25 protein-coding genes are annotated in these 25,523 nt (G+C 64.8%); 8 read left to right on the plus strand and 17 right to left on the minus strand.

Annotated features, from left to right (window positions below; translation table 11 throughout):
• The first annotated feature begins 332 nt into the window (after positions 1-332).
• A complete protein-coding gene (locus AB7F41_RS13705) occupies positions 333-809 on the plus strand; it encodes a hypothetical protein (RefSeq protein ID WP_428382609.1) in 477 nt (158 codons plus the stop codon).
• 77 nt (positions 810-886) lie between these two features.
• On the opposite strand, the gene AB7F41_RS13710 is transcribed toward AB7F41_RS13705, so the two are convergent.
• The 7 genes from AB7F41_RS13710 to AB7F41_RS13740 all read right to left on the minus strand — a co-directional run bounded on the left by AB7F41_RS13710 (position 887) and on the right by AB7F41_RS13740 (position 8,566).
• Positions 887-1,126 carry a hypothetical protein gene (locus AB7F41_RS13710; RefSeq protein WP_428382607.1) on the minus strand — a complete coding sequence of 80 codons (240 nt, stop codon included), beginning with the start codon at positions 1,124-1,126 and terminating at the stop codon, positions 887-889.
• 259 nt (positions 1,127-1,385) lie between these two features.
• Entirely contained in the window at positions 1,386-1,667 is a 282-nt protein-coding gene (locus AB7F41_RS13715; RefSeq protein WP_428382605.1) for a hypothetical protein, read from the minus strand.
• A gap of 151 nt (positions 1,668-1,818) precedes the next feature.
• The gene (acnA, locus tag AB7F41_RS13720) at positions 1,819-4,530 is read right to left on the minus strand and encodes an aconitate hydratase AcnA (protein WP_428382603.1); all 2,712 of its coding nucleotides are present in this window, start codon (positions 4,528-4,530) and stop codon (positions 1,819-1,821) included.
• Between the two features lie 91 nt (positions 4,531-4,621).
• Positions 4,622-6,064, minus strand: a complete 1,443-nt coding sequence (locus AB7F41_RS13725) for an MDR family MFS transporter (RefSeq protein ID WP_428382601.1) — start codon at positions 6,062-6,064, stop codon at positions 4,622-4,624.
• A gap of 68 nt (positions 6,065-6,132) precedes the next feature.
• Positions 6,133-7,725, minus strand: coding sequence for a RecQ family ATP-dependent DNA helicase (locus AB7F41_RS13730; protein WP_428382599.1), 1,593 nt, complete (start codon positions 7,723-7,725; stop codon positions 6,133-6,135).
• On the minus strand, positions 7,722-8,264 hold the full coding sequence (locus tag AB7F41_RS13735) for a lysozyme inhibitor LprI family protein (RefSeq protein WP_428382597.1): 543 nt from the start codon (positions 8,262-8,264) through the stop codon (positions 7,722-7,724). Before AB7F41_RS13735 ends, AB7F41_RS13730 begins: the two co-directional genes overlap by 4 nt.
• Positions 8,261-8,566 carry a hypothetical protein gene (locus AB7F41_RS13740; protein WP_428382595.1) on the minus strand — a complete coding sequence of 102 codons (306 nt, stop codon included), beginning with the start codon at positions 8,564-8,566 and terminating at the stop codon, positions 8,261-8,263. Before AB7F41_RS13740 ends, AB7F41_RS13735 begins: the two co-directional genes overlap by 4 nt.
• A 214-nt stretch (positions 8,567-8,780) precedes the next feature.
• Here AB7F41_RS13740 and ffh point away from each other — a divergent pair, with 214 nt between their 5' ends.
• From ffh to rimM, 3 genes are all read left to right on the plus strand, one after another.
• Positions 8,781-10,316 carry a signal recognition particle protein gene (gene ffh, locus AB7F41_RS13745; RefSeq protein WP_428382593.1) on the plus strand — a complete coding sequence of 512 codons (1,536 nt, stop codon included), beginning with the start codon at positions 8,781-8,783 and terminating at the stop codon, positions 10,314-10,316.
• A gap of 57 nt (positions 10,317-10,373) precedes the next feature.
• Complete coding sequence (gene rpsP, locus AB7F41_RS13750) at positions 10,374-10,736, plus strand: 30S ribosomal protein S16 (protein WP_428382591.1); 363 nt, start codon at positions 10,374-10,376, stop codon at positions 10,734-10,736.
• A gap of 202 nt (positions 10,737-10,938) precedes the next feature.
• Entirely contained in the window at positions 10,939-11,538 is a 600-nt protein-coding gene (gene rimM, locus AB7F41_RS13755) for a ribosome maturation factor RimM (protein WP_428382589.1), read from the plus strand.
• Positions 11,539-11,561: 23 nt separating this feature from the next.
• On the opposite strand, the gene AB7F41_RS13760 is transcribed toward rimM, so the two are convergent.
• On the minus strand, positions 11,562-12,005 hold the full coding sequence (locus tag AB7F41_RS13760) for a hypothetical protein (protein WP_428382587.1): 444 nt from the start codon (positions 12,003-12,005) through the stop codon (positions 11,562-11,564).
• Positions 12,006-12,291: 286 nt separating this feature from the next.
• Between AB7F41_RS13760 and trmD the strand changes: the two genes are divergently transcribed.
• On the plus strand, positions 12,292-12,999 hold the full coding sequence (gene trmD, locus AB7F41_RS13765) for a tRNA (guanosine(37)-N1)-methyltransferase TrmD (RefSeq protein WP_428382585.1): 708 nt from the start codon (positions 12,292-12,294) through the stop codon (positions 12,997-12,999).
• A gap of 121 nt (positions 13,000-13,120) precedes the next feature.
• Positions 13,121-13,660, plus strand: a complete 540-nt coding sequence (locus tag AB7F41_RS13770; protein ID WP_428382583.1) for a Dps family protein — start codon at positions 13,121-13,123, stop codon at positions 13,658-13,660.
• Between the two features lie 23 nt (positions 13,661-13,683).
• On the opposite strand, the gene AB7F41_RS13775 is transcribed toward AB7F41_RS13770, so the two are convergent.
• The 6 genes from AB7F41_RS13775 to ileS all read right to left on the minus strand — a co-directional run bounded on the left by AB7F41_RS13775 (position 13,684) and on the right by ileS (position 22,045).
• A complete protein-coding gene (locus tag AB7F41_RS13775) occupies positions 13,684-14,565 on the minus strand; it encodes a 3-hydroxybutyryl-CoA dehydrogenase (RefSeq protein ID WP_428382581.1) in 882 nt (293 codons plus the stop codon).
• A gap of 198 nt (positions 14,566-14,763) precedes the next feature.
• Positions 14,764-15,708, minus strand: a complete 945-nt coding sequence (locus tag AB7F41_RS13780; protein ID WP_428382579.1) for an electron transfer flavoprotein subunit alpha/FixB family protein — start codon at positions 15,706-15,708, stop codon at positions 14,764-14,766.
• 1 nt (position 15,709) lies between these two features.
• Complete coding sequence (locus AB7F41_RS13785; RefSeq protein ID WP_428382578.1) at positions 15,710-16,456, minus strand: electron transfer flavoprotein subunit beta/FixA family protein; 747 nt, start codon at positions 16,454-16,456, stop codon at positions 15,710-15,712.
• A 194-nt stretch (positions 16,457-16,650) separates the two neighbouring features.
• Positions 16,651-17,469 carry a rhomboid family intramembrane serine protease gene (locus AB7F41_RS13790; RefSeq protein WP_428382576.1) on the minus strand — a complete coding sequence of 273 codons (819 nt, stop codon included), beginning with the start codon at positions 17,467-17,469 and terminating at the stop codon, positions 16,651-16,653.
• A 54-nt stretch (positions 17,470-17,523) separates the two neighbouring features.
• Complete coding sequence (locus AB7F41_RS13795) at positions 17,524-18,951, minus strand: lipopolysaccharide biosynthesis protein (protein WP_428382574.1); 1,428 nt, start codon at positions 18,949-18,951, stop codon at positions 17,524-17,526.
• A gap of 73 nt (positions 18,952-19,024) precedes the next feature.
• On the minus strand, positions 19,025-22,045 hold the full coding sequence (ileS, locus tag AB7F41_RS13800) for an isoleucine--tRNA ligase (RefSeq protein WP_428382572.1): 3,021 nt from the start codon (positions 22,043-22,045) through the stop codon (positions 19,025-19,027).
• A gap of 378 nt (positions 22,046-22,423) precedes the next feature.
• Here ileS and parS point away from each other — a divergent pair, with 378 nt between their 5' ends.
• A complete protein-coding gene (gene parS, locus AB7F41_RS13805) occupies positions 22,424-22,885 on the plus strand; it encodes a type II RES/Xre toxin-antitoxin system antitoxin (RefSeq protein ID WP_428382570.1) in 462 nt (153 codons plus the stop codon).
• Between the two features lie 129 nt (positions 22,886-23,014).
• Entirely contained in the window at positions 23,015-23,479 is a 465-nt protein-coding gene (locus tag AB7F41_RS13810; protein ID WP_428382569.1) for an RES family NAD+ phosphorylase, read from the plus strand.
• Between the two features lie 64 nt (positions 23,480-23,543).
• On the opposite strand, the gene AB7F41_RS13815 is transcribed toward AB7F41_RS13810, so the two are convergent.
• The 3 genes from AB7F41_RS13815 to AB7F41_RS13825 all read right to left on the minus strand — a co-directional run bounded on the left by AB7F41_RS13815 (position 23,544) and on the right by AB7F41_RS13825 (position 25,358).
• Positions 23,544-23,819 carry a hypothetical protein gene (locus AB7F41_RS13815; protein WP_428382567.1) on the minus strand — a complete coding sequence of 92 codons (276 nt, stop codon included), beginning with the start codon at positions 23,817-23,819 and terminating at the stop codon, positions 23,544-23,546.
• A 64-nt stretch (positions 23,820-23,883) separates the two neighbouring features.
• Positions 23,884-24,855, minus strand: coding sequence for a bifunctional riboflavin kinase/FAD synthetase (locus tag AB7F41_RS13820; protein ID WP_428382565.1), 972 nt, complete (start codon positions 24,853-24,855; stop codon positions 23,884-23,886).
• A gap of 14 nt (positions 24,856-24,869) precedes the next feature.
• Positions 24,870-25,358, minus strand: a complete 489-nt coding sequence (locus AB7F41_RS13825) for a MaoC family dehydratase (protein ID WP_428382563.1) — start codon at positions 25,356-25,358, stop codon at positions 24,870-24,872.
• Between the last annotated feature and the right edge of the window lie 165 nt (positions 25,359-25,523).

Below are 25,523 nucleotides of genomic sequence, written 5' to 3' on the forward strand. Positions count from 1 at the left end.
CTAGCTCGACCCGTCAAACGGTCCGCGGTTTCCCGATCCGTCCCTCGCCGCTGACGAGAGGGCGGCAACCCTCTCCCAGCGGTTCCTTCTCACCGAAGCGGCGCGGAAAGTCATAAGACAAGCGCTTATCGGTCACATGGAATCATGTGATCGATAAGGAATCGCTCAAAATAAAAACGTTGGAGCAGGTTCTCATTGAAAAAGTCTGTCAACTTTTTCGGAACCTGCTCTCGCGCTGAAGAGGCGCAACGCGGCGCGGCAAAATGCTATAGGTTGAGAATAGGCGCGCGGCTCTCGCGCGAGGAAATCAAAAAGCCAAGGGAGAGGAAATTATGCGAGGCGCTTTCATCACATTCGTCGGCGCGGCGCTGCTGGCGTCGCTCTCGACGAGCCCTGCGTTCGCCTATTGCATGTTCGGCTGCGATCCGACGGAAGATCACGCCAAACAGATTTTCGAGAATCTGTTGAAGCAGCGCTTCGACAAACCGTTCAAGATCGTTGAATTCAAGCAGACGATGTCCGAGCGTCTCGAGATGCACGCCACCGGCGAAAAGGGCTATGAGATTTTCTTCAATGCGCGCGTCGAATTTCCGGACGGCGCCAATCTCGAATGCAAACCTGAAGAGGCTGGCAAATTTCCAGAAGGCTGCTCGCCAAGCAATCATTATGTGACGGCGCCGCGCAGCTCCGATCCGAAGGGCAAACAATATGTGGCGCCCGGCGCAACGGTGACATTCGACGAGGAATATCGCTTCTACGAAGACCCCAAGGGCTGGAAGGGCCCGGACGGGAATGTCTATTCCCAGTAAGGCGCGCCAAAAATTATGGGCGCGCAACGAATGCGCGCCCCAGAGATTTCAGGCTCTTCCGATGCGAACGCTTCGGCTTAGAGATCCTTGGAGTTCTGCGGGCAGCCGCAGGCGGCGTCGCACGCCTTCTTGTTGGCCGCGACCTCAGCCTGATTGGCGCCGTAGTTCATCTTGCGCGAGATGAACTCGTCGTCGCACTTCTCCGCGCACTTGGCCTGCTTGTCTTCATCCGCTTTGCGGACGTCGCAATCCGCGAATGCCGGGCTGATCATGCCGGCGACGAGGAGAGCCGCCGTCATAATGGCGAATTTCTTCATTTAGTCGATTCCTTACACTTGCCCACTGGGCGTCCAGACTGCGCTTGCGCTCGACCCCTCCCGCCATAGAACAGCAACGGCCTTACATCACGCAATAAGCGCGCCGGACGATGTCGCAAGTGGCCGCTCATGTCAATTGCGCGTCACCGCCGCGACAGTTTGAACCAGTTTGCAAAGCGTGGCCGTTGGGCGTCGGCGCAAACGCCGAGGGCGCGCGATCGCTCGCGCGCCCGGATGTCTCTGCGAGATCGATGAACGCTTAGAGATCCTTCGAGTTCTGCGGGCAGCCGCACTTCTCGTCGCAGGCTTTCTTGGCGGCCTTGATCTTGCTCATATCGGCCGTCCAGCCCTGCTGGTCCTTGAGATAGGCGTCCTCGCACTTGCTGGCGCAGACGGCCTGATCGTCCTCGCCATGCGTGTCGCAGCTGATGCGCGTCGCCTGGCTCGGCGCGCGTTGACCGACGCCGGCGTCGAAGGCGAACGACGGCGTGGTCGTCGCCAGGAACAGGGCGGCGACCGCCGTAAGGGCGTATTTATTCATAGGCTGATTTCCTCTTCTTCGCGTCGTGAGTTTTTCTTTTTTGTAGAGCGCTGCGTTGAAGACGTTGAGATCCGCAATAGCTCGAATTCAACGCAAAGCGCCGTCAACGCTGTCGGAGGACTTTGGTTGAGTCAATGGTTTTTTGCGCGATCTAAGGCGCGAGTTGTCGCAAGACGTAAGGAAGAATGCCGCCGTTTTTGAAGTATTCCAACTCGTCCAGCGTATCGATGCGCGCAAGCAGCTGCGCCGTTTTCGTGGACCCATCCGGAAATGTGATCGAAGCGGCCAGAGTCTTTCGCGGCGCGAGTCCGTCGCGCAAACCGTGAATGGTCACGATCTCATCGCCCTTGAGTTCGAGCGTGTCCCAGCCGGTTCCTTCCGCAAAGGTCAGCGGCAGCACGCCCATCCCGACGAGATTGGAGCGGTGGATGCGTTCGAAGCTTTTGGCGATGACCGCGCGAACGCCGAGCAGCATGGCGCCCTTCGCCGCCCAGTCGCGCGACGAGCCGTTGCCATATTCGGCGCCGGCCATGACGACGAGCGGCGCGCCTTCTTCCCGGTAGCGCATTGCGGCGTCATAGATCGACATGATTTCCCCGCCGGGATAATGTTTGGTCAGCCCGCCTTCCGGCGTCATGCCTTTCGCGTCCCGCATCATGTGGTTCTTGATGCGGATGTTGGCGAAAGTGCCGCGCATCATCACTTCGTGATTGCCGCGCCGCGTGCCGTATTGATTGAAGTCGGCGGGCGCCACGCCATGATCGATCAGCCATTTGCCGGCGGGCGACGCCGCCTTGATCGAGCCGGCCGGCGAGATGTGGTCGGTGGTGATCTTGTCGCCGAAGAGCGCAAGGATGCGCGCGCCGACGATGTCCTCGACAGGGCGGGGCCTGGGCTCGAGGCCGACGAAATAGGGCGGGTTGCGCACATAGGTGGACTGATCGTCCCACCCGTAGGTCTCGCCGCTTGGCGCCTCGACCGCGCGCCAATGCTCGTCGCCGGCAAAGACATTGGCGTAGGTCTCGCGAAACAGGTTGCGCGTCACCTGATCGCGGACAAAGGTCGCGATTTCCGCATTGGTCGGCCAGATGTCGCGCAGATAGACCGGCGCGCCGGCGCCGTCATGTCCGAGCGGCTCCTTCGTCAGGTCGATGGCCATGTTGCCGGCGAGCGCATAGGCGACGACGAGCGGCGGCGAGGCAAGGTAGTTTGCCTGCACGTCGGGATTGACCCGCCCTTCGAAATTGCGATTGCCCGACAGCACCGACGCGGCGACGAGGTCGTGCGCGTTGATGGTTTGCGAGATGGCCGGCGGCAGCGGCCCCGAATTGCCGATACAGGTCGTGCAGCCGAAGCCGACGAGATTGAAGCCGAGATCGTCGAGATATGTCTGCAGTCCCGATTTCGCGAGATATTGCGCGACGACCTGGCTGCCGGGAGCGAGCGACGTCTTGACCCAGGGCTTGGTCTTCAATCCGCGCGCCGCGGCGTTGCGCGCGAGCAATCCCGCGCCGATCAGTACGCTCGGGTTGGACGTGTTGGTGCAGGAGGTGATGGCGGCGATGACGACGTCGCCATGGCCGAGATCGAAGTTCTCGCCTTCGACGCCATGACGCTGTCCGAGCCCGTCTTCCTTTTTATATTCGGTCGCCAGCGCGCCCAGAAACGCCGAGCCGACGTCCGAGAGCGACGCGCGGCTCTCGGGACGTTTCGGTCCGGCGAGCGACGGCGTCACGTCGGCTAGGTCGAGGGTCAGCGTGTCGGTGAATTCCGGATCCGGCGCGCCGGGCTCCCGGATCATGCCTTGCGCGCGGGCATAGGCTTCAATCAGCGCGATGCGATCGTCGGCGCGCCCCGACATGCTGAGATAGGCGAGCGTCTCCTGATCGATCGGGAAGAAGCCGCATGTGGCGCCATATTCCGGCGCCATGTTGGCGATCGTCGCCCGGTCGGCGAGGCTCAGATGGTCGAGGCCTTCGCCGAAGAACTCGACGAATTTTCCAACGACGCCTTTTTTGCGCAGCATCTGGGTGACGGTCAGAACGACGTCCGTCGCGGTCACGCCCTCTTTCGGCGCGCCGATGAGCTTGAAGCCGATCACTTCCGGGGCGAGCATCGACAGCGGCTGGCCGAGCATGGCGGCCTCGGCCTCGATGCCGCCGACGCCCCAGCCGAGAACGGCAAGGCCGTTGATCATCGTCGTGTGCGAATCGGTGCCGACCAGCGTGTCCGGATACGCGACTTCGACCGTCTTGCCGTCGATGCGCTCCGTGCGCGTCCAGACGGTCTGCCCGAGATATTCGAGATTGACCTGGTGGCAGATGCCGGTGCCGGGCGGCACGACGCGGAAATTGTCGAACGCCGACTGGCCCCATTTCAGGAAGCGATAGCGCTCGCCATTGCGCGCATATTCGAGCTCGACATTCCGGGAGAACGCCTGCGGCGTGCCGAAACTGTCGACGATCACCGAATGATCGATGACCAAATCGACGGGCACCAGAGGATTGATCTTTTGCGCCGTCCCGCCGAGCGCGAGGACGGCGTCGCGCATCGCCGCAAGATCGACGACCGCCGGCACGCCGGTGAAATCCTGCATCAGCACGCGCGCCGGCCGGAAGGCGATTTCGCGCTCGGTCTTGCCCTTTTCGCTGAGCCATTTGGCGAAGGTTTCGATCGACTCCCTGGTGACGGAGCGGCCGTCCTCATTGCGCAGCAAATTTTCGAGAACGACCTTCAGCGAGAACGGCAGGCGAGACACGTCTCTCAGCCCGTTTTCCTCAGCCGCTTTCAGCGAGAAATATTGATAGGACCGATCTCCGACGACAAGGGTCTGGCAGGCGTTGAAACTATTGAGAGAAGCCATGGAAGGGTCCTTGCGGCGCGGAAAAGCGCGTCCTTTCTAGAAAATTCCATGCCATGGGGGCAAATGGAAAAGACGTGCGCGCATTCGACCGTCAATTGCGTCTTTCGCCGCGCAGCGGCCGTTCCTCCATGCGCGCCAGGAAGATGAAGGACAGGCCGACGCAGACGGCAAGCGCCAGAAAAACAAGTCGGAAACTCGAAAACAAGGCGGCGCCGTCGGCGTCCGCCTTCAACGCCTCGAGCAATTGCGCGCGGCCGCCGCCGATCGCCAGCGCGGCGAAAAGCGCGACGATTGCGCTCGCCGCGAGCTGCCGAAAGAATTGCATCGACGCCGTCGCCGTGCCGAGATCGCGCGCATCGACGGCGTTCTGCACCGAAACGGTCGCCACCGGCAGCATCGCGCCGATCCCGAAGGTCGTGACGGTGAGCAAGGCGTTGAGCGACAACAGCGAACCGCCCGCGCCCGCCCGCATCATCGCAGCCGCGCCGAGCGCCGTGAGAACGCCCGCGCCAAGGCCGAGGAGCGGGACCGCCTTATAATGCGTCAGATGCGCCATCAATCGCCCGGCCGCCGTCGCGCCGGCGACTGTTCCAACCATCAGCGGGATCAGCGTCAGCCCCGAGTCGCTGGCGTTCATCCCGCCGCAGACTTCGTAGAAGATCGGCATCACGACCGAGAGTCCGACGAAGCCGCCGAGCCCGAAAGAGCTCGACAGGATCGCGTCGCGCACAATTCTCAGCCTCAGGATGCGCAGCGGAATCAGCGGCTCCTCGGCGCGCGCGGTGCGCCAGGCGAACAGCGCCCAGGCGAGCGCCGAAGCCGCGAGGAGGCCAAGAATCGGCGCCGAACGCCACGGATAGCGCACCCCGCCCCAACCGAGCGCCAGCACGAGAAGGCCGGAGCCGGCGATCAGCAGGAGCGCGCCGAGATAGTCGACGCGATGCGGGTGGCTCCGTTCCGGCAGACGTTTCAGCCGCGCATTGACGATCAGGAGCGCCGCGACGCCGAGCGGCAGATTGATCCAGAAGATCAGCGACCAATGCCAATATTGCGCAAAAACGCCGCCGAGCGCCGGGCCGGCGATGCTCGATGTGATGAACACCGCGGCGAAATAGGTCTGGTATCGGCCGCGCTCGCGCGGCGAGACGAGATCGGCGACGATCGTCTGGGCCAGCGAAATCAGACCGCCGCCGCCAAGACCCTGCACCACTCTCGCGCCGGCGAGCGTCGCCATGCTCGGCGCCAAAGCGCAGGCGACCGAGCCGATCACGAAGGTGAACACGCCGATGAGAATGACGCGCCGCCGGCCGTAGACGTCTGCGAATTTGCCATAGAGCGGCGTCACCACGGTCGCGGCGATGAGATAGGCGGTGACGATCCAGGGGAGGTCCTGGGCGTCGCCGAGGTCCGAGGCGATCGTCGGCATGGCCGTGACCACAATCGTCTGGTCGAGCGCCGAGAGCAGCATCGCGAGGCCGAGTCCGAACATGACTTGTCGGAGTTCGGCGGCGTTTGGCGGCGGATTGGCGGACATGACCTCGGGCGGCGACAGGACCCCACGCCTATACAATGTTGCGGCGCAAAACGAAACCTCGACGCCGCTCAGTCGGAGTCGCCGATCACCCGCAACAGCGCCGCCGCATCGGCGATCTCGCGCAGCCGCGGATCGTCGGCGCTTCCAGGCTTCTCGAGCGCCAGGGCGCGCAGCGTCTGTTCCGAAGCGACGGCGCGCGGCGCGATCCCGCGCCGCCTGGCGATGACGAGGCGCTCGGCCTCCAGCGCGCGCAGCAAGCGCGCCTCTGCCACCGTGAGAGGCGATTCCTGATCGTTCAGCGTCGGTTCGGCAAGCGGCGCCGGCGCGGCGGCGGAGATTTCCGCCTCGCCCTCCTCGACAACGACGCCGCCCGCAGCGAAGCCGCTTGCGAGCGCGGCGCGCCAGCCCAGCGCAAGCGACGACAGGCGGCGCGGCCAGGCGAGCGGTCCGCCGCGACAATGGTCGCATCGGCCGCAGGGCGCGCTCTCCTCGCCGAACTCGCGGAGGAGCCGCTGAAAGCGGCAGCCCGGCGCCGCCGCGAGCCGGGCCATCGCCTGACGTCGGGCGTAATCGCCGGCGGCCGCCTGGCTGTCGTCGGCCGCTTCCGGGACGCGCCAGCGCAGCGCCAGTTCCGCAGGCGAGAACAGGGTCAGCGCGCGCGCCGGCGCGCCGTCGCGCCCCGCCCGGCCGATCTCCTGATAATAGCCCTCGACCGAAGTCGGCAGATCGGCGTGAACGATAAAACGCACGTCCGGCTTGTCGACGCCCATGCCGAAGGCGATGGTCGCGACCATCACCGCGCCCTCGCGCATGAAGAAGGCGTCCTGGCTCGCCGCGCGCGTATGGGCGTCGAGCCCCGCGTGATAGGTCGGCGCATCGAAGCCGAGCCGCGAGAGTTCGCGCGCGAGGGCGTCGGTCTTGTTGCGCGAGTTGCAATAGATGATCCCGCTTTCCTTGCCGCGACCCTTCCCAAGCCCTTTGCGCGCGAAATCGACGATCTGCCGCAGGCCGGCGCGCTTCTGCGCAAAATCGAGAGCAAGATTGGGCCGCGCGAAGGAGTGCTGGAAGATCTGCGGCGGCCGCGAAAACAGCGTGCGGGCGATGTCGTCGCGGGTGCGCGGACCGGCCGTCGCGGTGACGGCGAGCATCGGCGGCGCGCCGAATTTCCACGCGATCTCGCCGAGCGCGCGATAGTCGGGGCGGAATTCATGTCCCCAATGCGAGACGCAATGAGCCTCGTCGATGGCAAACAGCCGGATGCGAATGCTGCGCAATAAATTCTGCGTTCCCTCCTGGGCGAGACGCTCCGGAGCGGCGTAGAGAAGACGCGCGCGCCCTGAGACGACGGCGTCGATCGACGCCGCGGCCTCCTCGTCCGCCTGCATCGAATGCAGGGCGACGGCGCCGACGCCCGAGTCCGAGAGCGTTCGAAGCTGGTCGCGCATCAGCGCGATCAGCGGCGAGCAGACCAGGACGAGTCCGCCCTCGGCGGCGGCCGCCGGCAGCTGGTAGAGCAGCGATTTGCCGGAGCCCGTCGGCATGATGGCGATGACGTCGCGGCCGGCGAGGATCGCCTCCATCACCTCCGCCTGCCCTGGCAGAAAGTCGGAAAAACCGAAATTGCTGCGCAGCAATTCCCGCGCGTCGGCCAGCGGCGTCACTCGGCCCAGCCCGCCATCCACAGCGCCTGACGCGCCGTGAGGTCCATGGCGCACCAAGCCGCCATCGGGCCGGCCATCGTGCCTTTGAAGGTGACGTCCGGCTGCCGGCAGGCGGCGTCGCGCCATGCGGTCCAGGCGCGCTGGGTCTTACGCAGATTGTCGGCGGCGGGTTTGTCGATTCTTGCGAGCGCAGCGCGATAGGAGGCGTTGAGCCGAGAATCCCAGACCGCCGCCTCGCGCTCATAGCATTCGTTCAGAACGGCGTTGGATGTATTGCCCGCCTTCTTGATGCAGGTCTTGGCCAGAACGCCGACGCAGCTCGAAGGCTCCTGCGCCGCGTTCCCGGCTGCGGCGGCGAGACGGCCTTCCGCGCCCGGCGCTTCGTCGAGCTCATCTTTGCGCGGCGCCGCCTTTTTGGCGTTGTCGGCCGCGCGGGCGAGACAGGCCTCGATCTCGGCGCGGTCTTCCCGGGAGGGCGCGGCCGCCTGCGCGGGCAGAACGGCGATACAGGCGAGAGCGAGAAGCGCGGCGCGGGTCATGGGGCGCGCCCTTCCGGCGATCCAAGCAGCGCGGCGGCGATCTCGCGCCATTCGTCTTCGAGCGCGCCCCGATGCGGTTCGCGCTGCGCACGGGCGTACCAATAGCCGGCGTTGGAGAGATCGCCCTCCCTGCGATGGAGGTAGGCGTGGACCCACATGCTGTCGGGATCGGATTTGTCGTCGACGCATTTATGCGCCGCGTTCCAGTCGCCCTTCGCGTCGAACCACAGCGCCCGCAGCGGCGGCGGGAGCGCCGGACAGTCGGATACGGAAAGCGATTCGAGAAAAGCGTCGAGGGTCATGGTCTTCAGCCAAAATTGCTAAAGAGCGTCATGTTAGCCGCAAATCGGCGCGACGTTGACTCCCGCCCCCGTCGGGCCTAAACATTCCGCAAATCTCGAAAGAGAAACCTAGATCCGCCGCGCCGCCCGAGAGGCGGCAGGCCAACGCCCGGCAGCGCGATGCGCCCCCGGGCGCGTTTTGCTTTGGAGCCTTCGCGCTCGCTGGGAGAACACCATGTTCGAGAGCCTTTCCGACAAGCTCTCCGGCATTTTCGACAAGCTGACGCGGCGCGGCGCGCTCTCCGAGGCCGACGTCAACGAGGCGCTGCGCGAAATCCGCCGCGCGCTGCTCGAGGCCGACGTCGCGCTCGATGTCGTGCGCTCCTTCACCGACAAGGTGCGCGACCGGGCGGTCGGCGCCGGCGTCGTCAAATCGGTGACGCCCGGCCAGATGGTCGTCAAGATCGTCAATGACGTGCTGATCGAGACGCTCGGCGAGGAGGCGCAGCCGATCGATCTCGCCGCCGCGCCGCCGGTCGCCATCATGATGGTCGGCCTACAGGGCGCCGGCAAGACGACGACCGCCGCCAAGATCGCCAAGCGCATGAAGGAGCGCCACGGCAAGCGCGTGCTGATGGCCTCGCTCGACGTCAAGCGCCCGGCCGCGCAGGAGCAGCTCGCGGTGCTCGGCCGGCAGGTCGAAGTCGACACGCTGCCGATCATCGCGGGCCAGACGCCGGTGCAGATCAGCAAACGTGCGATGGACGCCGCCCGGCTGCAGGGCTTCGACGTGGTGCTGCTCGACACCGCCGGACGCACGCATATCGACGAGCCGCTGATGGAGGAGATGGCGGAGATCAAGACCTCCGCCAAGCCGCATGAGATCCTGCTCGTCGCCGACGCCCTGACCGGCCAGGACGCCGTCAATCTCGCCAGGAGTTTTGACGAACGGGTCGGACTCTCCGGCATTGTATTGACGCGTATGGACGGCGACGGCCGCGGCGGCGCGGCGCTGTCCATGCGCTATGTCACCGGCAAGCCGATCAAGCTTATCGGCGTCGGCGAGAAGATGGACGCGCTCGACGAATTTTCGCCGACGCGCATCGCCAACCGCATTCTCGGCATGGGCGACATCGTCGCGCTGGTCGAAAAAGCGGCCGCCGCGATCGACGCCGAACAGGCCCGCAAGGCCGCCGAACGGATGGCCAAGGGCAAGTTCGATCTGCAGGACCTCTGCGATCAGCTGGCTCAGGTGGAGAAGATCGGCGGGCTCGGCGGCATCATGGGCCTGCTGCCGGGCGTCGCCAAGATGAAGGATCAGATCGCCGCATCCGGCTTCGACGACAGGATGGTGAAGCGCCAGCGCGGCATCATTCTCTCGATGACGCCGCGGGAGCGGCGCAATCCCGACCTGCTGAAAGCCTCCCGCAAGAAGCGGATCGCCGCCGGCTCCGGCGTCAAGGTCGAGGAGGTCAACAAGCTGCTGAAGCAGCATCGGCAGATGGCCGATCTGATGAAGTCCTTCGGCTCCGGCAAGCGCGGCGGGATGATGGGCAAGGCGGCGCAGATGATGGGGCTTGGCCCCGGCATGCAGATGCCGTCGCAGGAAGAGCTGCAGAAGCTGCAGGAGAAGCTTGGCGTCCAGCAGCCGAAGAATGCGCCCGGCGGCATTCCGGCCGGGCCGCCGCCCGATCTCTCAAGCAAGCCGAACCTGCCCGGGCTCGGCGGCGGATTGCTGAGCGGGCTCAACCCGTTCGGAAAGAAAAAATAGCCCGCCGGGATTGGTCCCCGGCGCTCTCACTCATCTCAACGGAACAGGAAAGAGAACATGTCGCTGAAAATTCGTCTCGCCCGCGGCGGCGCCAAGAAGCGCCCCTTCTATCGCGTCGTCGTCGCCGACTCCCGCTCGCCGCGCGACGGCCGCTACATCGAGAAGATCGGTTATTTCGATCCCTTGAAGGAGAAGGACGCCGCCGACCGCCTGGTGCTCGACACGGAAAAGGCGAAAGCCTGGCTGACGAAGGGCGCGCAGCCGACCGATCGCGTCGCCCGCCTGCTTGACGGCCTCGGCCTGTTGAAGCGCGAGGCGCGCAACAATCCGCAAAAGGCGCAGCCGAAGAAGAAGGCGCAGGAGCGCGCCGCCGCCGCCGCGGAAGCCGCCGGCGCGGCTGCGGAAGCGCCGGCCGCGTAATGCGGCGGGCCTATGCCTCCCCCTTGCGGGGAGGTCGGCGGTTACGGCCAAGTTTACGCGGGTTGCGTAAACTTGGCTGCACGCCTGCCGGATGCGGGATAGAGAGCAGCAAGTCACCCCACCCCGCATTGCTGCGCAATGCGACCCTCCCCATCGAGGGGAGGGAGGGCCGCGCTGTGTCGGCATGACGCGCAAGCCGCACATGCAGAAAACCCGAGAAGATCTCGTCCTGCTTGGCCGCTTCGGCGCGCCGCATGGCGTGCGCGGCGAAATCCGGCTGCAGAGCTTCACCAGCGATCCGCTGGCGATCGCGGCCTATGACGGCCTCGCCGACAGAAGCGGCGCGCGCAAGTTCCGGCTGCGCGCCGTGCGCCCGCAGGGCAAGGACATGCTCGTCGCGCAGGTGGAGGGGATCGACGACCGCGCCGGCGCCGTGGCCCTGAACGGCGTCGAACTCTACCTGCCGCGCGACAAGCTGCCGGCGCCGGAAGAGGAAGAATTCTACATCGCCGATCTCATCGGCCTTCGCGCCGAAACGCCGGACGGCGCGACGCTCGGAACGATCGTCGCGGTGCGCAATTTCGGCGCTGGCGACATTCTCGAGATTGCGCTCGAGATTGCGCCGGCGCGTGGTTCCAAAAACGCGCCGGCGTTTTCGCAGGACGCCATGCGAAGCAACCGCGGCGGCGAGACCGCGCTCTACCCGTTCACGCGCGCCGTCGTGCCCATCGTCAACATCGCTGAAGGCCGCGTGGTGATCGCGCCGCCGGCGGAGGTCTCGACCGAGTCGGATGCGGACTGAATTCGTCGCGCGTTGCGCGCCTTCTATTTCGGCGCGAGCAGGCGATATTCCGCATCGCCGTTCTTCACGTAAAACTCCCTGATATCGAACCACAGCGTCTGCGGCCCGTTCGGCGTGTCGTAAACAATGACGTCGTAGACGCCGCCGTCATTGACGAGGCGCCGATTCCTTTTCCGCCAGCCGGGATGTTTGCGCCGGATCCAGAAGTCCTCCGCCGGAACGCCCTCAAGAGAATTGGCGGCGCCCACAATCTTGACAGCCGTTTCGCGGCTCTGGCCGTCGCCGCCGGCGAACGACACGAGCGGCTTGGCTTTCAGCCTTTCGACCAGCGCCTGCTTATGACACCGATGAAAGCCGTCGACGCATTCCGACTGCGCCGAACCGGCGCCGGATTGCCCACAGCTCCTATATTGCAGGAAGCACTTGAAGCATGCGTTCAGACAGGTCAAAGCGACGGAATCGCTCATCGACTCTGAACCGTTCCGGCTGGCGGACATCAAACCGCGCACGGCCCAGCAGGCTTGCTGACATGCGCCATGGGCCTGCTCGACAGTCGATGGCGGCGGCGAGTCGCTGGGCGCGGCGCGCAGGGCGCAAAAGCCGCCAAGAGCCCATAATAGAAAACAGAATCGAAGAAAGAATTTCATTATCCGCTCCCAATGTCGCAATGTCTGCGATGCTAGGGTCGAGGCTTGATCTCAGCAAGAACGAAACTGCTTCGCGCCTTTGCGGAGGCCATGCCATAACCGCCTCATGTTTCGCGCGACGGTTCTGACTCTTTTTCCCGAAATGTTTCCGGGTCCGCTCGGCCTCTCGCTCGCCGGCGACGCGCTTTCGCGCGGCGTCTGGGCGCTGGAGACGAAACAGATTCGCGAGCACGGCGTCGGGCGCCATCGGGCCGTCGACGACACGCCCGCCGGCGGCGGGCCCGGCATGGTGATGCGGGCCGACGTGCTGGCGGCGGCGATCGACGCCGCTGCGCCCGCCGACGATCCGCGCCCGCGCCTGCTGATGTCGCCGCGCGGCAGGCCGCTGACGCAGCCGCGCGCGCGCGAACTGGCGCAGGGTCCCGGCGCGATCATTCTTTGCGCGCGTTTCGAAGGGGTCGACGAACGCATCGTCGACGCCCGCGCGCTGGAAGAAATTTCGATCGGCGATTTTGTGCTTTCGGGCGGCGAAATCGCCGCGCTCGCGCTCATCGACGCTTGCGTGCGGCTCATCCCCGGCGTCATGGGCGAAGAAGCGTCCGGCGTCGAGGAAAGCTTCGAAGCGGGCCTCCTGGAATATCCGCACTACACGCGGCCGCGCGAATTCGAAGGACGCGACATTCCGGAAGCGCTGCTGTCCGGCGATCACGCCAGGATCGCCAAATGGCGCCACGATCAGGCGCTCGCGCTCACCCGCGCGCGGCGGCCTGACCTTCTGACGCCGCAGCCGCGCGGCAGATCAAACGGACGCTGAATCTCACCCTCTCTCCGCCCTGCTCTATTTTTCGCCTGGACCGTCCAAGCGCCCGATCTAGCTATTGAGCAGATCATCCCGAGCTTGAGCCTCGAGCAGGGCGCAAGGAGGCCCGCACAACATGCAAAAAGCAAAGACGCAGATGAAGCCCGACACCGAACGTTCGGCGCTGGAAACGCCGACCGATCTCGAAAAGCAGTCGACGATGAAAGTCGCCGCCGAAGTCAACAAGCTCGTCGCCGACGCTTTGGCGCTTTACCTCAAGACGAAGAATTTTCATTGGCACATGAGCGGCCCGCATTTCCGCGACTATCATCTGCTGCTCGACGAGCAGGCGACGCAGATCTACGCCACAGTCGATCCGCTTGCGGAACGGGTGCGCAAACTCGGTCAACCGACATTGCGCTCGATCAGCCACATCGCGAAACTGTCGCGCGTCAAAGACAATAACGAGGAATTCGTTTCGCCTTACGACATGCTTTCGGAATTGCTGGAAGACAACAAGGCGATGGCCGAGTCCATGCGCAGCGCGCATAAGGTCTGCGACGACAATGAAGACATTGCGACCGCAAGCCTGCTCGAAACATTCCTCGACGAGACCGAGAAGCGGACCTGGTTCCTGTTCGAGGCGGCGCGCGGCGCCGGTCCCGGCGGCCACTGACGACGGCGCCCCCTCGCGGGGCGCTAACGCGTCGGAATGGGCGTGCCGCTGCGATAGTCGTAGAAGCCGCGCTGGGTCTTTTTGCCGAGCCAGCCGGCTTCGACATATTTCACGAGCAGCGGGCATGGACGGTATTTCGAATCCGCCAGGCCCTCATGCAGCACCTGCATCACAGAAAGACACGTGTCGAGGCCGATGAAATCGGCAAGCTGCAGCGGCCCCATCGGATGGTTGGCGCCGAGCTTCATCGCCGTGTCGATCGCCTCGACCGAGCCCACGCCTTCGTACAGCGTGTAGATCGCCTCATTGATCATCGGCAGCAGAATGCGGTTGACGATGAAGGCGGGGAAGTCCTCGGAAACAGTGACCGTCTTGCCGAGCTTGATGATGAAGGCCTTCGCCTCCTCGAATGTGACGTCGTCCGTGGCGATGCCGCGGATGAGCTCCACAAGCTGCATGCGCGGCACCGGATTCATGAAATGAATCCCGATGAACCGCTCGGGCCGGCCGGTGACGGAGGCAAGGCGCGTGATCGAAATGGACGAGGTGTTGGAGCTGATGATCGCGTCCGGCTTGGCGACCAGCGCGAGCTCAATCAGAATCTTGCGCTTGACGTCCTCAACCTCGGTCGCCGCCTCGATGACGATGTCGGAATCGGCGAAGTCGGAGATTTTCGGCGCGCCGGATATGCGCGCGAGCGCCGGTTCGATCGCGGCGGCTTCGAGTTGGCCGCGCTCGACGGCGCGGCGCATCTGCGCAGCGACGTCGGCCATGCCGGCGTCGATGCGGTCCTGCGAAATGTCGTTCAGGGCGACGTCATAGCCGGCCAGCGCGCACACATGCGCGATCCCCTTGCCCATCTGGCCCGCGCCAATGACGCCGATCTTGCGAATCTCAAAGCCCATTTTGTGACCACCGTCAGCCAAGCCAGCGCTGATGATTTAAGCGGCGCGCCGCGCTGCATGCGTGCCGCAGTGCAATATAACTTGCGTTCCTTCCCAAAGAAAACAAAGAAAAGTCTACTGCGGAGCGCAAAGGCCAAGCTCCGCCGTCCCACAGCCGCCTCCCCGGTCCTTCCGGACCGAGGCGCCGGCCGCGGCAGGTCAGCGGCCGAGCTTCGCCAGTTCGGCGTCAAGCTCAGGCAGCGCCGTAAACAGGTCGGCGACCAGACCGTAGTCGGCGACCTGGAAAATCGGCGCCTCCTCGTCCTTGTTGATCGCGACGATCACCTTCGAATCCTTCATGCCCGCGAGATGCTGGATCGCGCCCGAAATGCCGGCGGCGATATAGAGATCGGGCGCGACCGCCTTTCCGGTCTGGCCGACCTGCAGGTCATTGGGCGCATAGCCGGCGTCGACGGCGGCGCGGGACGCGCCGATTGCGGCGTTAAGCCGCGTCGCGACGGGATCCAGCACCTTCTGGAAATTCTCCGCCGAGCCGAGCGCGCGCCCGCCGGAAAGGATGACGCGCGCCGAGGTGAGCTCGGGACGCTCGGACTTCGCCAGCTCTTCGCTCTTGAAGGCGGACACGCCGGGGTCGGCCGGCGCGGCGATCGCCTCGACCGGGGCCGAGCCGCCCTCCGGCGCCGCTGCGAAAGCGGTGGTGCGCACGGTGATCACCTTCTTGGCGTCCTTCACCCGGACCGTCTGAATGGCGTTGCCGGCGTAGATCGGCCGCTCGAAGGTGTCGGCGGACACGACCTTGATGATGTCCGAGACCTGCATGACGTCGAGCAGCGCCGCGACCCGCGGCAGGACATTCTTCGTCGCCGACGTCGACGGCGCGATGATGACGTCATAGGCGCCGGCGAGCGAGACGATCAGCGCGGCGACGGTCTCGGCCAGAACATGATCGAGCGACGAATCTTCGGCGTAGAGGACCTTCTCGACGCCGGCGAGCTTCGCCGCCTGCTCGGCGGCGCCCTTCAGGCCCGGGCCGACGACAAGAATGTGAACGGGGCCGCCGATCTCCGTGGCGGCGGTGAGCGCCTTGGCGGTCGCGGGCGCGAGCGCCTCGCCGGCGGTTTCGGCAAGCAGCAGAATCGTCATCTCAAATCACTCCCGCTTCCTTGAGCTTGCCAACGAGTTCGACGACCGAGCCGACCTTGACGCCTGCCTTGCGCTTCGCAGGTTCGGCGGTCTTCAGCACTTCGAGGCGCGGCGCAATGTCGACGCCGTAGTCGGCGGGCGACTTGACGGCCACTTCCTTCTTCTTCGCCTTGATGATGTTGGGCAGCGAGGCGTAGCGCGGCTCATTGAGGCGCAAATCGGTGGTGACGACGGCCGGCAGCTTCAGGCTGACGGTCTGCAGCCCGCCGTCGATCTCGCGCGTCACGTCGACGGAGCCGTCGGCCATCGCGACCTTGGAGGCGAAGGCGCCCTGGCCACAGCCCAGCAACGCCGCGAGCATCTGACCAGTCTGATTGCAGTCGTCGTCGATCGCCTGCTTGCCCATGATGACGAGCTGCGGCTGTTCCTCGGCGACGATCTTGGCGAGAATTTTGGCCACGGCGAGCGGCTCCACCGTCTCGTCGGTCTTGACCAGAATGCCGCGGTCCGCGCCCATGGCGAGGCCGGTGCGCAAGGTCTCGTCGCCCTTGGCCGGACCGATCGTGACCACCACGACTTCCGTCGCCTTGCCGGCTTCCCTGAGCCGCAGCGCCTCTTCGACGGCGATCTCGTCGAAAGGATTCATCGACATTTTCACATTGGCGAGATCGACGCCCGAACCGTCCGCCTTGACCCTGATCTTGACGTTGTAATCGACGACCCGTTTGACGGGCACGAGAATCTTCATCGCGCGACCCCTTGGTCTTCCGAGACCCTTTGGCGAAACGGTGCGGGAACGCCGGCTATGGGCGCTCCACTCTGGCTAAAGCCGTTGCGCGGTCTGGTAGCGGGGGCGCGCGCGCAAGTCAAACCAAGTATCCGGCCAAGCATCTGGCCAAGCATCCTGCCAAGCATTCCGCCGCGCATCCGGCCGAGCGGGGATCAGGGCGCGTCCTCGCCCGCGTCCTGGCCCTGCGGCGCCGAGGCGAGCGGACCGCCGCGGTCGAAGAGCCTGTGTTTGCGCCGTTTGAAGATCGGCGTCAGCACGAGTCCCGCGGCGATGCCGCCGACATGCGCCATCCAGGCGATGGCGCCGCCCTCTCCCATGAACGCGTTGATGAGCTGCATCAAAATCCACGCGCCGACGAAAATCCAACCGGAGGCGACGAAAGAAAACAGCGGCGCGCGCAGCCCGAGGAACGACTTCAGATGCGTCCCCGACAGCCAGGCGCCAAGCCAGATCGGCGCGAGCGCCAGGGACAACGGCGGAAAAATGCCGGCGACCGTCGCGCGCGGATGAAGCAGCAGAAAGGCGGCGCAGACGCCGGAAATGGCGCCGGACGCGCCGATCAGCGGCGTGATCGAATGCGGCGTGGCGTAGATGTAGAACACACCCGAGGCGACGCCGCAGGACAGATAGAACAGCAGAAAGTGGAGCGACCCCATCGCGTCTTCGACATTGTCGCCGAAGACGTAAAGAAACAGCATGTTCGAGCCGAGGTGCACCAGCGACGAGTGAAAGAACAGCGCGGTGACGAGCGTCAGCGCCGCGGGCGGCCCGACGATCCAGTCGGCGAGCTGGGCTTCGCCGAACAGCACCCGCGGAATGATGGCGAAGCCACGAATGATGGTCAGCGGATCGCCGAACAGCTCGCTCTGCACGACGAGAAAGACCAAGACGTTGATGGCGATCAGCGTCCAGGTCACGATTGGCCGCCGCAGATAGCGCAGCGGCGCGTCGTCATAGATCGGCATCACCATCGGCGCGCTCCTTTCGACCGCAAGCCTAACATATGGCGACGCCGGGCGGCCGCGTCAGGGGCGGGCGAGACGCCGACCGAACCACGCCGCCGCGAGATCGCCTAGCCCGGCGATGTTGAAGGCGACCGTCAGCAGCCCGTAGACCACGGCGCCCGCGAGGATCTGCTCGATCAGCGTGAGGACCCCCGGGGTCATTTCGCGCAAAGGGGTGACCGCGAGCGACATCGCGCCGGTCGCCACCAGCGCGGCGATCATGTCCCAGAAGGACGGCCAGACCGGCTGCGTGCGCAGCGCGAAATAGACCGTCGCGGCGAGCGCCGCGACATAGGCGCCGCCCTGCGCAATCGCGAGATTGGAGGCGTCCTCGCCCCACGGTAGGGCAAAGAGCAGCACGAGGCCGAAGGCGACGGCGGCAAGCGCCGCGACAATGAGCGGAGTCGTCTTCTTTTCGATCTGAAACACCGGATTGACGCCGAAGAGAATGACGCCCATCGCGAACAGCCCCGGAAGCAGCAGGCCGAGGTAATGGCCGAAAGGACCCCGAAATTGCGCCGGGACGATCAGGGCTTCGATCGACGGCATGATGAACCAGAGTCCGGCGCACGCCGGCAGCAAAAAGGCGACGACGACGCCCATGTTGCGCGCGATCTGCTCTTTGCCGCGATCGGCGCCATGAATCTCATGCGCGGCGACGGCGATCTGAAACAGCAGCACGTCGAGCGCCGAGCCGAGCGCCTGCACCGCGCGCATGCCGAGATCGTAAGCCAGCGCGAACTGACCGGTCTCGGCGAAGCCGAACACGCTCGCAACGATCGAGCGCGCGGCGAGCGGCATCGCCTGATAGAGAAGATGCGCCGTCACGATCGGCGCGCTGTAGGCGGCCAGCGCGCGCGCGTTCTGACTCGAAGCGGCGCGAATGTCGGCGCCGGGATCAAGCAGCGCGCGACGTCCCAGAACGACCGTGCCGAACAGGCTCGCGACGCCGCCGGCGAGCGCCACCGCAGCTGACTGGAAGATGAAGGCGCCGCCCCCGATCAGGACAAGCGCCAGCGCATTCTTGGCGAGCATCAGCCGCACATAGGCGCGGTCGTGAAAGCGCGCGCGCACCAACGCCGTGCAATAGTCGAAAAGTCCGTTGGCGACCGCCGTCAGCAGCGCAAGCAGAATGAGACTCGATTCAAACTCGAGCGGCGGGCCGACGAGCGCGTAAATTCCCGTCGCGCCAGCAAGGAAGAGCGTGACGCCGATAAAGGCGGCGTCGAGCGTCGAGCGCACGACGGGCTCCTTGTCGCGCGTGCGCTTCGAATAGAAGCGCGTCGCCGAAAGACGCAGCCAATCATAGAGCGCCGTCTGCACGACGACCGCAATGGAGAACGCGAGCGCGAAACGGCCGTATTCCTCTGGACCGAGAAATTTCGCCACCGTCAGGCCGATGACGAAATTGACGATCGTATTAACGAATAAAGCAAGAAGAACGTTCACCGACGCGCAACCCCAACTTCAATCAGCGACCAGGCTGCTGGTCGGCGCAATCATCGACCGGAATGCATGCCTATCACCGGCCGCTCCAGCGGCCGAGCGCGACAAGCTCGCGCAACGCCAAAGCGTCGCGCGGCGTGACGTCGGGATAATCGGCGTCCGCCGTTCCGGGATCAAAATATTTCCACGAACGCGCACATTTGACGCCGGCGGCGCGTTGCGGAACGACGCCGACGCCTGGCGCTTCCGGCAGTCGGAACGCCTCCATCGGCGCTTCTCCCGGCAGGACATGAACGTCCGAGGCGATGCAGATCTCGGCGAAATCGACGCCGTCCAGCGCAGCGCGCAAGGAGTCATCCTGCACGTAAACGATCGGCGCGGCTTCCAGCGAAGAGCCGATGCGCTTTTGCGCGCGCTCGATTTCGAGGGCCCCCGTCACCGCCGCGCGGACCTTGCGGATCTTCTCCCATTTCGCCGCGAGCGCGTCGTCGCGCCATGCGTCGGGAACGGCCGGGAACTGCTCGAGATGCACCGACTGCGCGTTCGGATGGCGCGAGAGCCACGCTTCTTCGGCGGTGAACACGAGGATTGGCGCGAGCCAGTTGGCGACGCAGCTGAAGATGCGGTCGATCGTGGCGAGCGCCGCCTTGCGTTTAACGCTCGACGGCGGATCGCAATAGAGCGCATCCTTGCGCACGTCGAAATAGAAGGCGGAAAGCTCGCTCGTCATGAATTGGGCCAGCAGAGCGACGACGCGCTTGTAGTCGTAGGCGGCGTAGGCGGCGCGGATCGAACCGTCGAGCTGATGCAGACGATGCAGCATCAGTCGCTCCAGCTCTCCGGCCTCGCTCAGGGCCGCGTCGTCGCTTGGCTCATAATGCGCCAGCGCGCCGATCATCCAGCGCATCGTGTTCCGCAGCTTGCGATACAGCTCGACGAAGGTCTTGAGGATTTCGGGACCGACGCGCAGATCGTCGGCATAGTCGGAGGCGGCGACCCAGAGCCGCAGGATGTCCGCGCCGGAATCGGCGATGACCTTTTGCGGCGCCACGACATTGCCGAGCGACTTCGACATTTTGCGTCCGCGCTCGTCGAGCACGAAGCCATGCGTCAGCACGGAGTCGTACGGCGCGCGTCCGCGCGTGCCGCAGCTTTCGAGAAGAGAGGAATGGAACCAGCCGCGATGCTGATCGGAGCCTTCGAGATACATGATCTCGTCCGCGCCGCCGTCTCGGCGGCGCCGGATGCCGGCGAGCATCGGGAAATGTTGCGGATCTTCGAGCGTGAAGGCGTGAGTCGAGCCAGAGTCGAACCAGACGTCGAGAACGTCGGAGATTTTGTCGTAGTCCTCGGGACTGTACTCGGGCGAAAGAAAACGCTCAGCGGCGTTGGCTTCGTACCACGCGTCGGCGCCTTCATTTTCGAACGCCTCGATGATGCGGGCGTTGACGCGCGCATCGACGAGCGGCTCGTGCGTTCCTTTCTTGACGAAGACGGCGATCGGCACGCCCCAGGCGCGCTGCCGCGACACCACCCAGTCGGGACGATTCTGAATCATGCCGCGGATGCGGTTTTCTCCCGCCGCCGGTGTCCACGCCGTGCGCGAGATTTCTTCAAGCGCGATCTCGCGGAGAGTCGGCCGATTCCCGCGAACCTCATCCTGGGACGCGCGCGCCTCTTCGGGATCGGCGTTCGACTGAGAGAACGGCGAATCCATCGCGATGAACCATTGCGGCGTGTTGCGGAAGATCACCGGCTTCTTCGAGCGCCACGAATGCGGATATTGGTGCTTGAGCTTTCCGCGCGCGACGAGATTGCCCGCCTGAACGAGCGCGGCGATCACCGCTTCATTGGCGTCGCCCTTGTCGCCCTTGTCGGTGATGACGCGCCTGCCGGCAAAGCCCGGCGCGTCCTTCGTGTAGAAGCCGTCCTCGTCCACCGTATAGGGAATGCGCGCATCGATGCCGCGCGACTGCAGCGCGCGCCCATGCGCCATCCAGATGTCGAAGTCTTCGCGGCCGTGTCCCGGCGCCGTGTGCACGAAGCCGGTGCCCGTATCGTCGGTGACATGCTCGCCGTCAAACAGCGGCACGTCGAAATCATAGCCGAGATGCGCAAGCGGATGGGCGCAGATCAGTTCGGCGAGCGTTGCGGCAGGAACGTCGTGAAGACGCTCGTAGCCCTCGACTTTCGCCGCCTTGAAGGCGTCGCTCGCCAGCTTGTCGGCGATGACGAAGGTCGCGCCGGGCAGCGCCCAATTGCCTTCGGGCGCATGCGTGACGCGGTAGAGGCCGTAATCGATCTTCGACGAGAAGGAGATCGCGCGATTGCCGGGAAGCGTCCAGGGCGTCGTCGTCCAGATGATGACGCGCGCGTCGCTCAGTTCGCCCTCTGCGCCGCGCGGAATCGGAAACGCCACCCAGACCTGGTCGCTCGTATAATCCTCATATTCGACTTCGGCTTCGGCGAGCGCGGTCTTTTCGACGACGCTCCACATCACCGGCTTCGAGCCGCGATAGAGCAGGCCGTTGGCGGCGAATTTCATGATCTCGCGCGCGATCGTCGCTTCCGCCGGATAGGCCATCGTCGAATAGGGACGGGCCCATTCGCCGGCGACGCCCAACCGCTTGAATTCCTCGCGCTGAACGCCGAGCCAATGTTCGGCGTAGGCGCGGCATTCGCGACGGAAGGCGATCATCGCCTCGGGATGCGCAAAATCCGGCTTCTGCTTGCCCTTGGCCCGATAATTCTCTTCCTCGATCTTCCATTCGATCGGCAGGCCGTGGCAGTCCCAGCCCGGCACATAGACGCAGTCCCGGCCCATCATGCGCTGGCTGCGCGTCACCAGATCCTTGAGGATCTTATTGAGCGCATGGCCGATATGAATATTGCCGTTGGCGTAGGGCGGCCCGTCATGCAGCGTGAATTTCGGCCGGCCCGCGCCCGCTTCGCGCATCTTCTGCTCTAAGCCGATCGCCTCCCAGCGCTTGAGGAGTTCCGGCTCGCGCTGCGGCAGGCCGGCGCGCATCGGAAAATCCGTGACCGGCAGATACAGGCTTTTCGAATAGTCCGGCCCCTTGGGGCGATCGTCGTTCATTGTCGTGAAAACCGGCTCGGGCGGCGCAGGCGCCGTAAGCGCCGCTGTCGCCGCTGATTAGAGGATTTATAGGAAGAGCGCCAATCGCGCCGAACCCGGACCTGCGCGAGCCTTCAGCTCAAGGAGCGCGCGCCGAAAAAGTGGACCCCGGTTTTTCGCGCAGGGCCCGCGCCGACTACTGGGATCGATCACGTTATCTGCATTTGGCGACCGCCCAAATGCAGCGTGATCTTCCGCCGGCCGGGCCGGTAATTCGAATGCGGCGAAGCAAGGCCATTGCCCTCTCTAACAAGCGGCGGCGGGGTGGCAAAGCTGAAAAAGTGGCGAAGTTCCGTTGTTTGTGCCATATTGTCAAAAATTCGAGCAAAAAGTCCGACGATGACCGTTTCTCATAGTCCCGCAAACAGCGCCAAGCGGGCGCCAAAAACCTCCGACGTAGAGATTCGAGCGGCGATCGACGATCTGACCGCGGCGCTCGGAATCGACCCTCGCGCCGAGCGCGCCGCCCCGCGGATCATGGCGGACGAACTACCCGAACTGCTCAAGGATTTCACGCGCGAGGAAATCGAAGGGATCGTCGCTCCCAAACGCACGCTGGCCCGGCGCGCATCACGAAATCAGGCCCTGACGGCCGGGGAAATCGACCGGGCGCTGCGCCTTGCGCGCATACGCCTGCAGGCGCTGCGCACCTTCGGCTCGCCCGAAAAGGCCGACCGCTGGCTGCGCAAACCCACAGCGGCGTTTTCGGATCAGGCGCCGATGAAGCTCCTGCAAACGGAGACCGGCGCGCAGCAGGTCCAGGAGCTTCTGGTCCAGATCGCGCACGGCATTTTCATCTGAGCCCGATTTTCGAAAGCGCGTCTCCGTCAGAGACTCTCGCGGCTGACCTCGCTTCAATCTCCACATGCGCGTAAACCTCGAACGGCGCCCCGATACAGCTATTGACGGGAAAGAAACAAAGAGGCGGGCATGCCTGACGCGCCGAAGAGCTTATGGCGCATCTCGAACTTCGCGAGCCTTGACGGCGTCGGAGGCTTGCTGGCCCCCGGCCGGTGGCACAACGCCGGCAGACCGATCCTTTACGCCGCCGAAACGCCGGCCGGCGCCCTGCTCGAAATCATTGCTCATCTCGATCTTGAAGATTTGCCGGATGATTGTCGGCTTATCGAGATCGTCGGCGCTGAGAAGGCGTCAATCGGAACGGTCGAAGAAGCGTCATTGCCGGACAATTGGCGCGACGACCCTGCGACGACCCGCAAGATCGGCGACGAATGGCTCGCATCCGGCCGATCGCTGTTGATACGCGTCCCTTCCGCGCTCGCGCCATTAACGTCGAACTGGCTATTCAATCCGCGTCACGAAGACGTCGCAACGACAAGCATTGCAAGAACGATACGCTTCCCCATGGATAAAAGGTTGCTCCGGCGGTCGTAGCCAGGATTGGCAATTCGACGGGCGGCAAGCAAACGCATCCGGTCCTGAACCGCCACGCAAACAGTTAGCGCCGCCTCAGTCCCAGGAGTCCAGCGACATAGGCGAAGCCGCCGGCCACGACGGCGATGACCAGCAACACCAGAAACGCGCCGGACAGCAGCGTGAAGCCTACGAACAGCAGCAGCAGCAGCGCCGCGGTGACGATGAGGCTTTGCCAGGGCGAAAGCTTGACGATCTTGACCCGGCCGGAGCGCCCGGTCGCGATCCAGATGCGGGACGACGCGTCCGTCTCTTCGCCCGGCAAGATGATTTCGACCCGTCCCTTGGGCTCTTCATCCATGACGCTTTCCTTCCTGTCGATGCGATGTCTCCAAGCTAGATCGCCTGCCGATTATGGCAACAGATCATGGGCTCGACGCGGCCGCGGCGCTTTCGGCCAATATTCTGCGCGCCGCTTCGACGTCGAGGCGCATTCGTGCGACGAGCGTCTCGACGCTGTCGAATTTCGCTTCGCCGCGGATGAAGCCGTAGAAGGCGACTTCGACCTCCTTGCCATAGAGATCGCCCTCGAAGTCGAAGACGAAAACTTCGAGGAGCGGCGCGCCATTGTCAAAGGTCGGCCGGCGTCCGAAGCTGGCGACGCCCTGATGGCGCGTTCCGTCGACTTCCAACGTCACGGCGTAGATGCCGTGCTTCAGCCGGTTGGCGGGATCGAGCGCGATATTGGCGGTCGGAAAGCCGAGCGTCCGCCCGCGCTTGTCGCCATGGAGCACGACGCCGCGGACGAAGTAGGGATGGCCGAGCAGCCGCCGCGCCAGCGCCGCATCGCCGCGCTCGAGCGCTTCGCGGGTCGCCGTCGAGGAGACGGCGTCGAGGCTGCCGTCTTCGTCCTGCGTGATGCGGTCGACGATCTCGACGATCATCCCGAGGCGATCGCCTTCGGCGCGCAGAAACTCCGCTCCGCCTTCGCGGCCGGCCCCGAAACGAAAATCATAGCCGGCGACGACGGCCGACAGCCGCAGGCGCTTATGCAGGATGTCTTCGGTGAAGACGCGCGCCGGACTTTGCGCGAAATCCTTGTCGAAGGTGAGCACGATGACGCCGTCGAGCCCGAGCCGCGCCGCCTGCGCGGCTTTGGCGTCCGGCGGCGTGAGGCGGAAGATCACTGTCTGTCCGGCGAAAAAATCCGCCGGATGCGGCTCGAAGGTCAGCAGAATGCAGGGCCGCGAAAGCTTGTTCGCAAGCGTCTGCGCGCGAGCAATCACGCCGCGGTGTCCCCGGTGCAGCCCGTCGAAATTGCCGATTGCCGCAACCGCGCCGTCCAGACCCGGCGGCGGCGCGAGAGGGTCGCGCGCGACGATGAAGGAATTGGACAAGGCGCGCGCCGAATTCACGCCGTAGCCGGCTTTTCCTCCGCCGGCGCGGCCGGCGCTGCGGCGCGCATCGCCTGCTCGCGGCTCGGCACCATGACGAAGGCCTCGCCGTCGAGCACCACCTTGCCGTCGACGAGACATTCGCATTTGAGCTTGGCGCGCCGGCCTTTTTCGATCAGCTCCACCACTTCGACGATGACGGTGATGACGTCGCCGATCTTCACCGGGGCGCGGAAATTCAGCGTCTGCGACAGATAGACGGCGCCCGGACCCGGCAGATACATGCCGATGACGGTCGAGATGAGAGAGGCCGTATAGAGGCCATGCACGATGCGTTCGCCAAAGCGCGTTTTCGAGGCGAAGTGATCGGAGAGATGAATCGGATTGCGATCGCCGGAAAGATCCGCGAAGGCGATCACGTCGTCGTCCATCACCGCCTTCATCAGCGTCTCGCGCATGCCGACGCTCAGATCTTCGAAATAGTAGATTTTGAACGGCGTCGACATCGGGGCACCGGTGAGTTGCGTCGCGGATCGGGACCGCAGGAGAAAAGGCTTTGCAGCCCCTTTTACCAGAAAAGCTCGCGAGCCAAAGCCTTGGGACGGGCGCCGGCGCGCGCGAAGAGCAATTCCAGCGCCGCCTCGTCGAGCGCGCCGCCCTCGGGATGCAGC

This window comes from Methylocystis sp., assembly GCF_050251305.1.
Classification (GTDB): domain Bacteria; phylum Pseudomonadota; class Alphaproteobacteria; order Rhizobiales; family Beijerinckiaceae; genus Methylocystis.

Excerpts from the sequence above, each read along its gene's own strand:
- AB7F41_RS13705 (WP_428382609.1), top strand. The coding sequence starts at position 333 with ATGCGAGGCGCTTTCATCACATTCGTCGGCGCGGCGCTGCTGGCGTCG.
- AB7F41_RS13710 (WP_428382607.1), bottom strand. The coding sequence starts at position 1,126 with ATGAAGAAATTCGCCATTATGACGGCGGCTCTCCTCGTCGCCGGCATG.
- AB7F41_RS13715 (WP_428382605.1), bottom strand. The coding sequence starts at position 1,667 with ATGAATAAATACGCCCTTACGGCGGTCGCCGCCCTGTTCCTGGCGACG.
- acnA (WP_428382603.1), bottom strand. The coding sequence starts at position 4,530 with ATGGCTTCTCTCAATAGTTTCAACGCCTGCCAGACCCTTGTCGTCGGA.
- AB7F41_RS13725 (WP_428382601.1), bottom strand. The coding sequence starts at position 6,064 with ATGTCCGCCAATCCGCCGCCAAACGCCGCCGAACTCCGACAAGTCATG.
- AB7F41_RS13735 (WP_428382597.1), bottom strand. The coding sequence starts at position 8,264 with ATGACCCGCGCCGCGCTTCTCGCTCTCGCCTGTATCGCCGTTCTGCCC.
- AB7F41_RS13740 (WP_428382595.1), bottom strand. The coding sequence starts at position 8,566 with ATGACCCTCGACGCTTTTCTCGAATCGCTTTCCGTATCCGACTGTCCG.
- ffh (WP_428382593.1), top strand. The coding sequence starts at position 8,781 with ATGTTCGAGAGCCTTTCCGACAAGCTCTCCGGCATTTTCGACAAGCTG.
- rpsP (WP_428382591.1), top strand. The coding sequence starts at position 10,374 with ATGTCGCTGAAAATTCGTCTCGCCCGCGGCGGCGCCAAGAAGCGCCCC.
- rimM (WP_428382589.1), top strand. The coding sequence starts at position 10,939 with ATGCAGAAAACCCGAGAAGATCTCGTCCTGCTTGGCCGCTTCGGCGCG.
- AB7F41_RS13760 (WP_428382587.1), bottom strand. The coding sequence starts at position 12,005 with ATGAGCGATTCCGTCGCTTTGACCTGTCTGAACGCATGCTTCAAGTGC.
- trmD (WP_428382585.1), top strand. The coding sequence starts at position 12,292 with ATGTTTCGCGCGACGGTTCTGACTCTTTTTCCCGAAATGTTTCCGGGT.
- AB7F41_RS13770 (WP_428382583.1), top strand. The coding sequence starts at position 13,121 with ATGCAAAAAGCAAAGACGCAGATGAAGCCCGACACCGAACGTTCGGCG.
- AB7F41_RS13775 (WP_428382581.1), bottom strand. The coding sequence starts at position 14,565 with ATGGGCTTTGAGATTCGCAAGATCGGCGTCATTGGCGCGGGCCAGATG.
- AB7F41_RS13780 (WP_428382579.1), bottom strand. The coding sequence starts at position 15,708 with ATGACGATTCTGCTGCTTGCCGAAACCGCCGGCGAGGCGCTCGCGCCC.
- AB7F41_RS13785 (WP_428382578.1), bottom strand. The coding sequence starts at position 16,456 with ATGAAGATTCTCGTGCCCGTCAAACGGGTCGTCGATTACAACGTCAAG.
- AB7F41_RS13790 (WP_428382576.1), bottom strand. The coding sequence starts at position 17,469 with ATGGTGATGCCGATCTATGACGACGCGCCGCTGCGCTATCTGCGGCGG.
- ileS (WP_428382572.1), bottom strand. The coding sequence starts at position 22,045 with ATGAACGACGATCGCCCCAAGGGGCCGGACTATTCGAAAAGCCTGTAT.
- parS (WP_428382570.1), top strand. The coding sequence starts at position 22,424 with ATGACCGTTTCTCATAGTCCCGCAAACAGCGCCAAGCGGGCGCCAAAA.
- AB7F41_RS13810 (WP_428382569.1), top strand. The coding sequence starts at position 23,015 with ATGCCTGACGCGCCGAAGAGCTTATGGCGCATCTCGAACTTCGCGAGC.
- AB7F41_RS13815 (WP_428382567.1), bottom strand. The coding sequence starts at position 23,819 with ATGGATGAAGAGCCCAAGGGACGGGTCGAAATCATCTTGCCGGGCGAA.
- AB7F41_RS13825 (WP_428382563.1), bottom strand. The coding sequence starts at position 25,358 with ATGTCGACGCCGTTCAAAATCTACTATTTCGAAGATCTGAGCGTCGGC.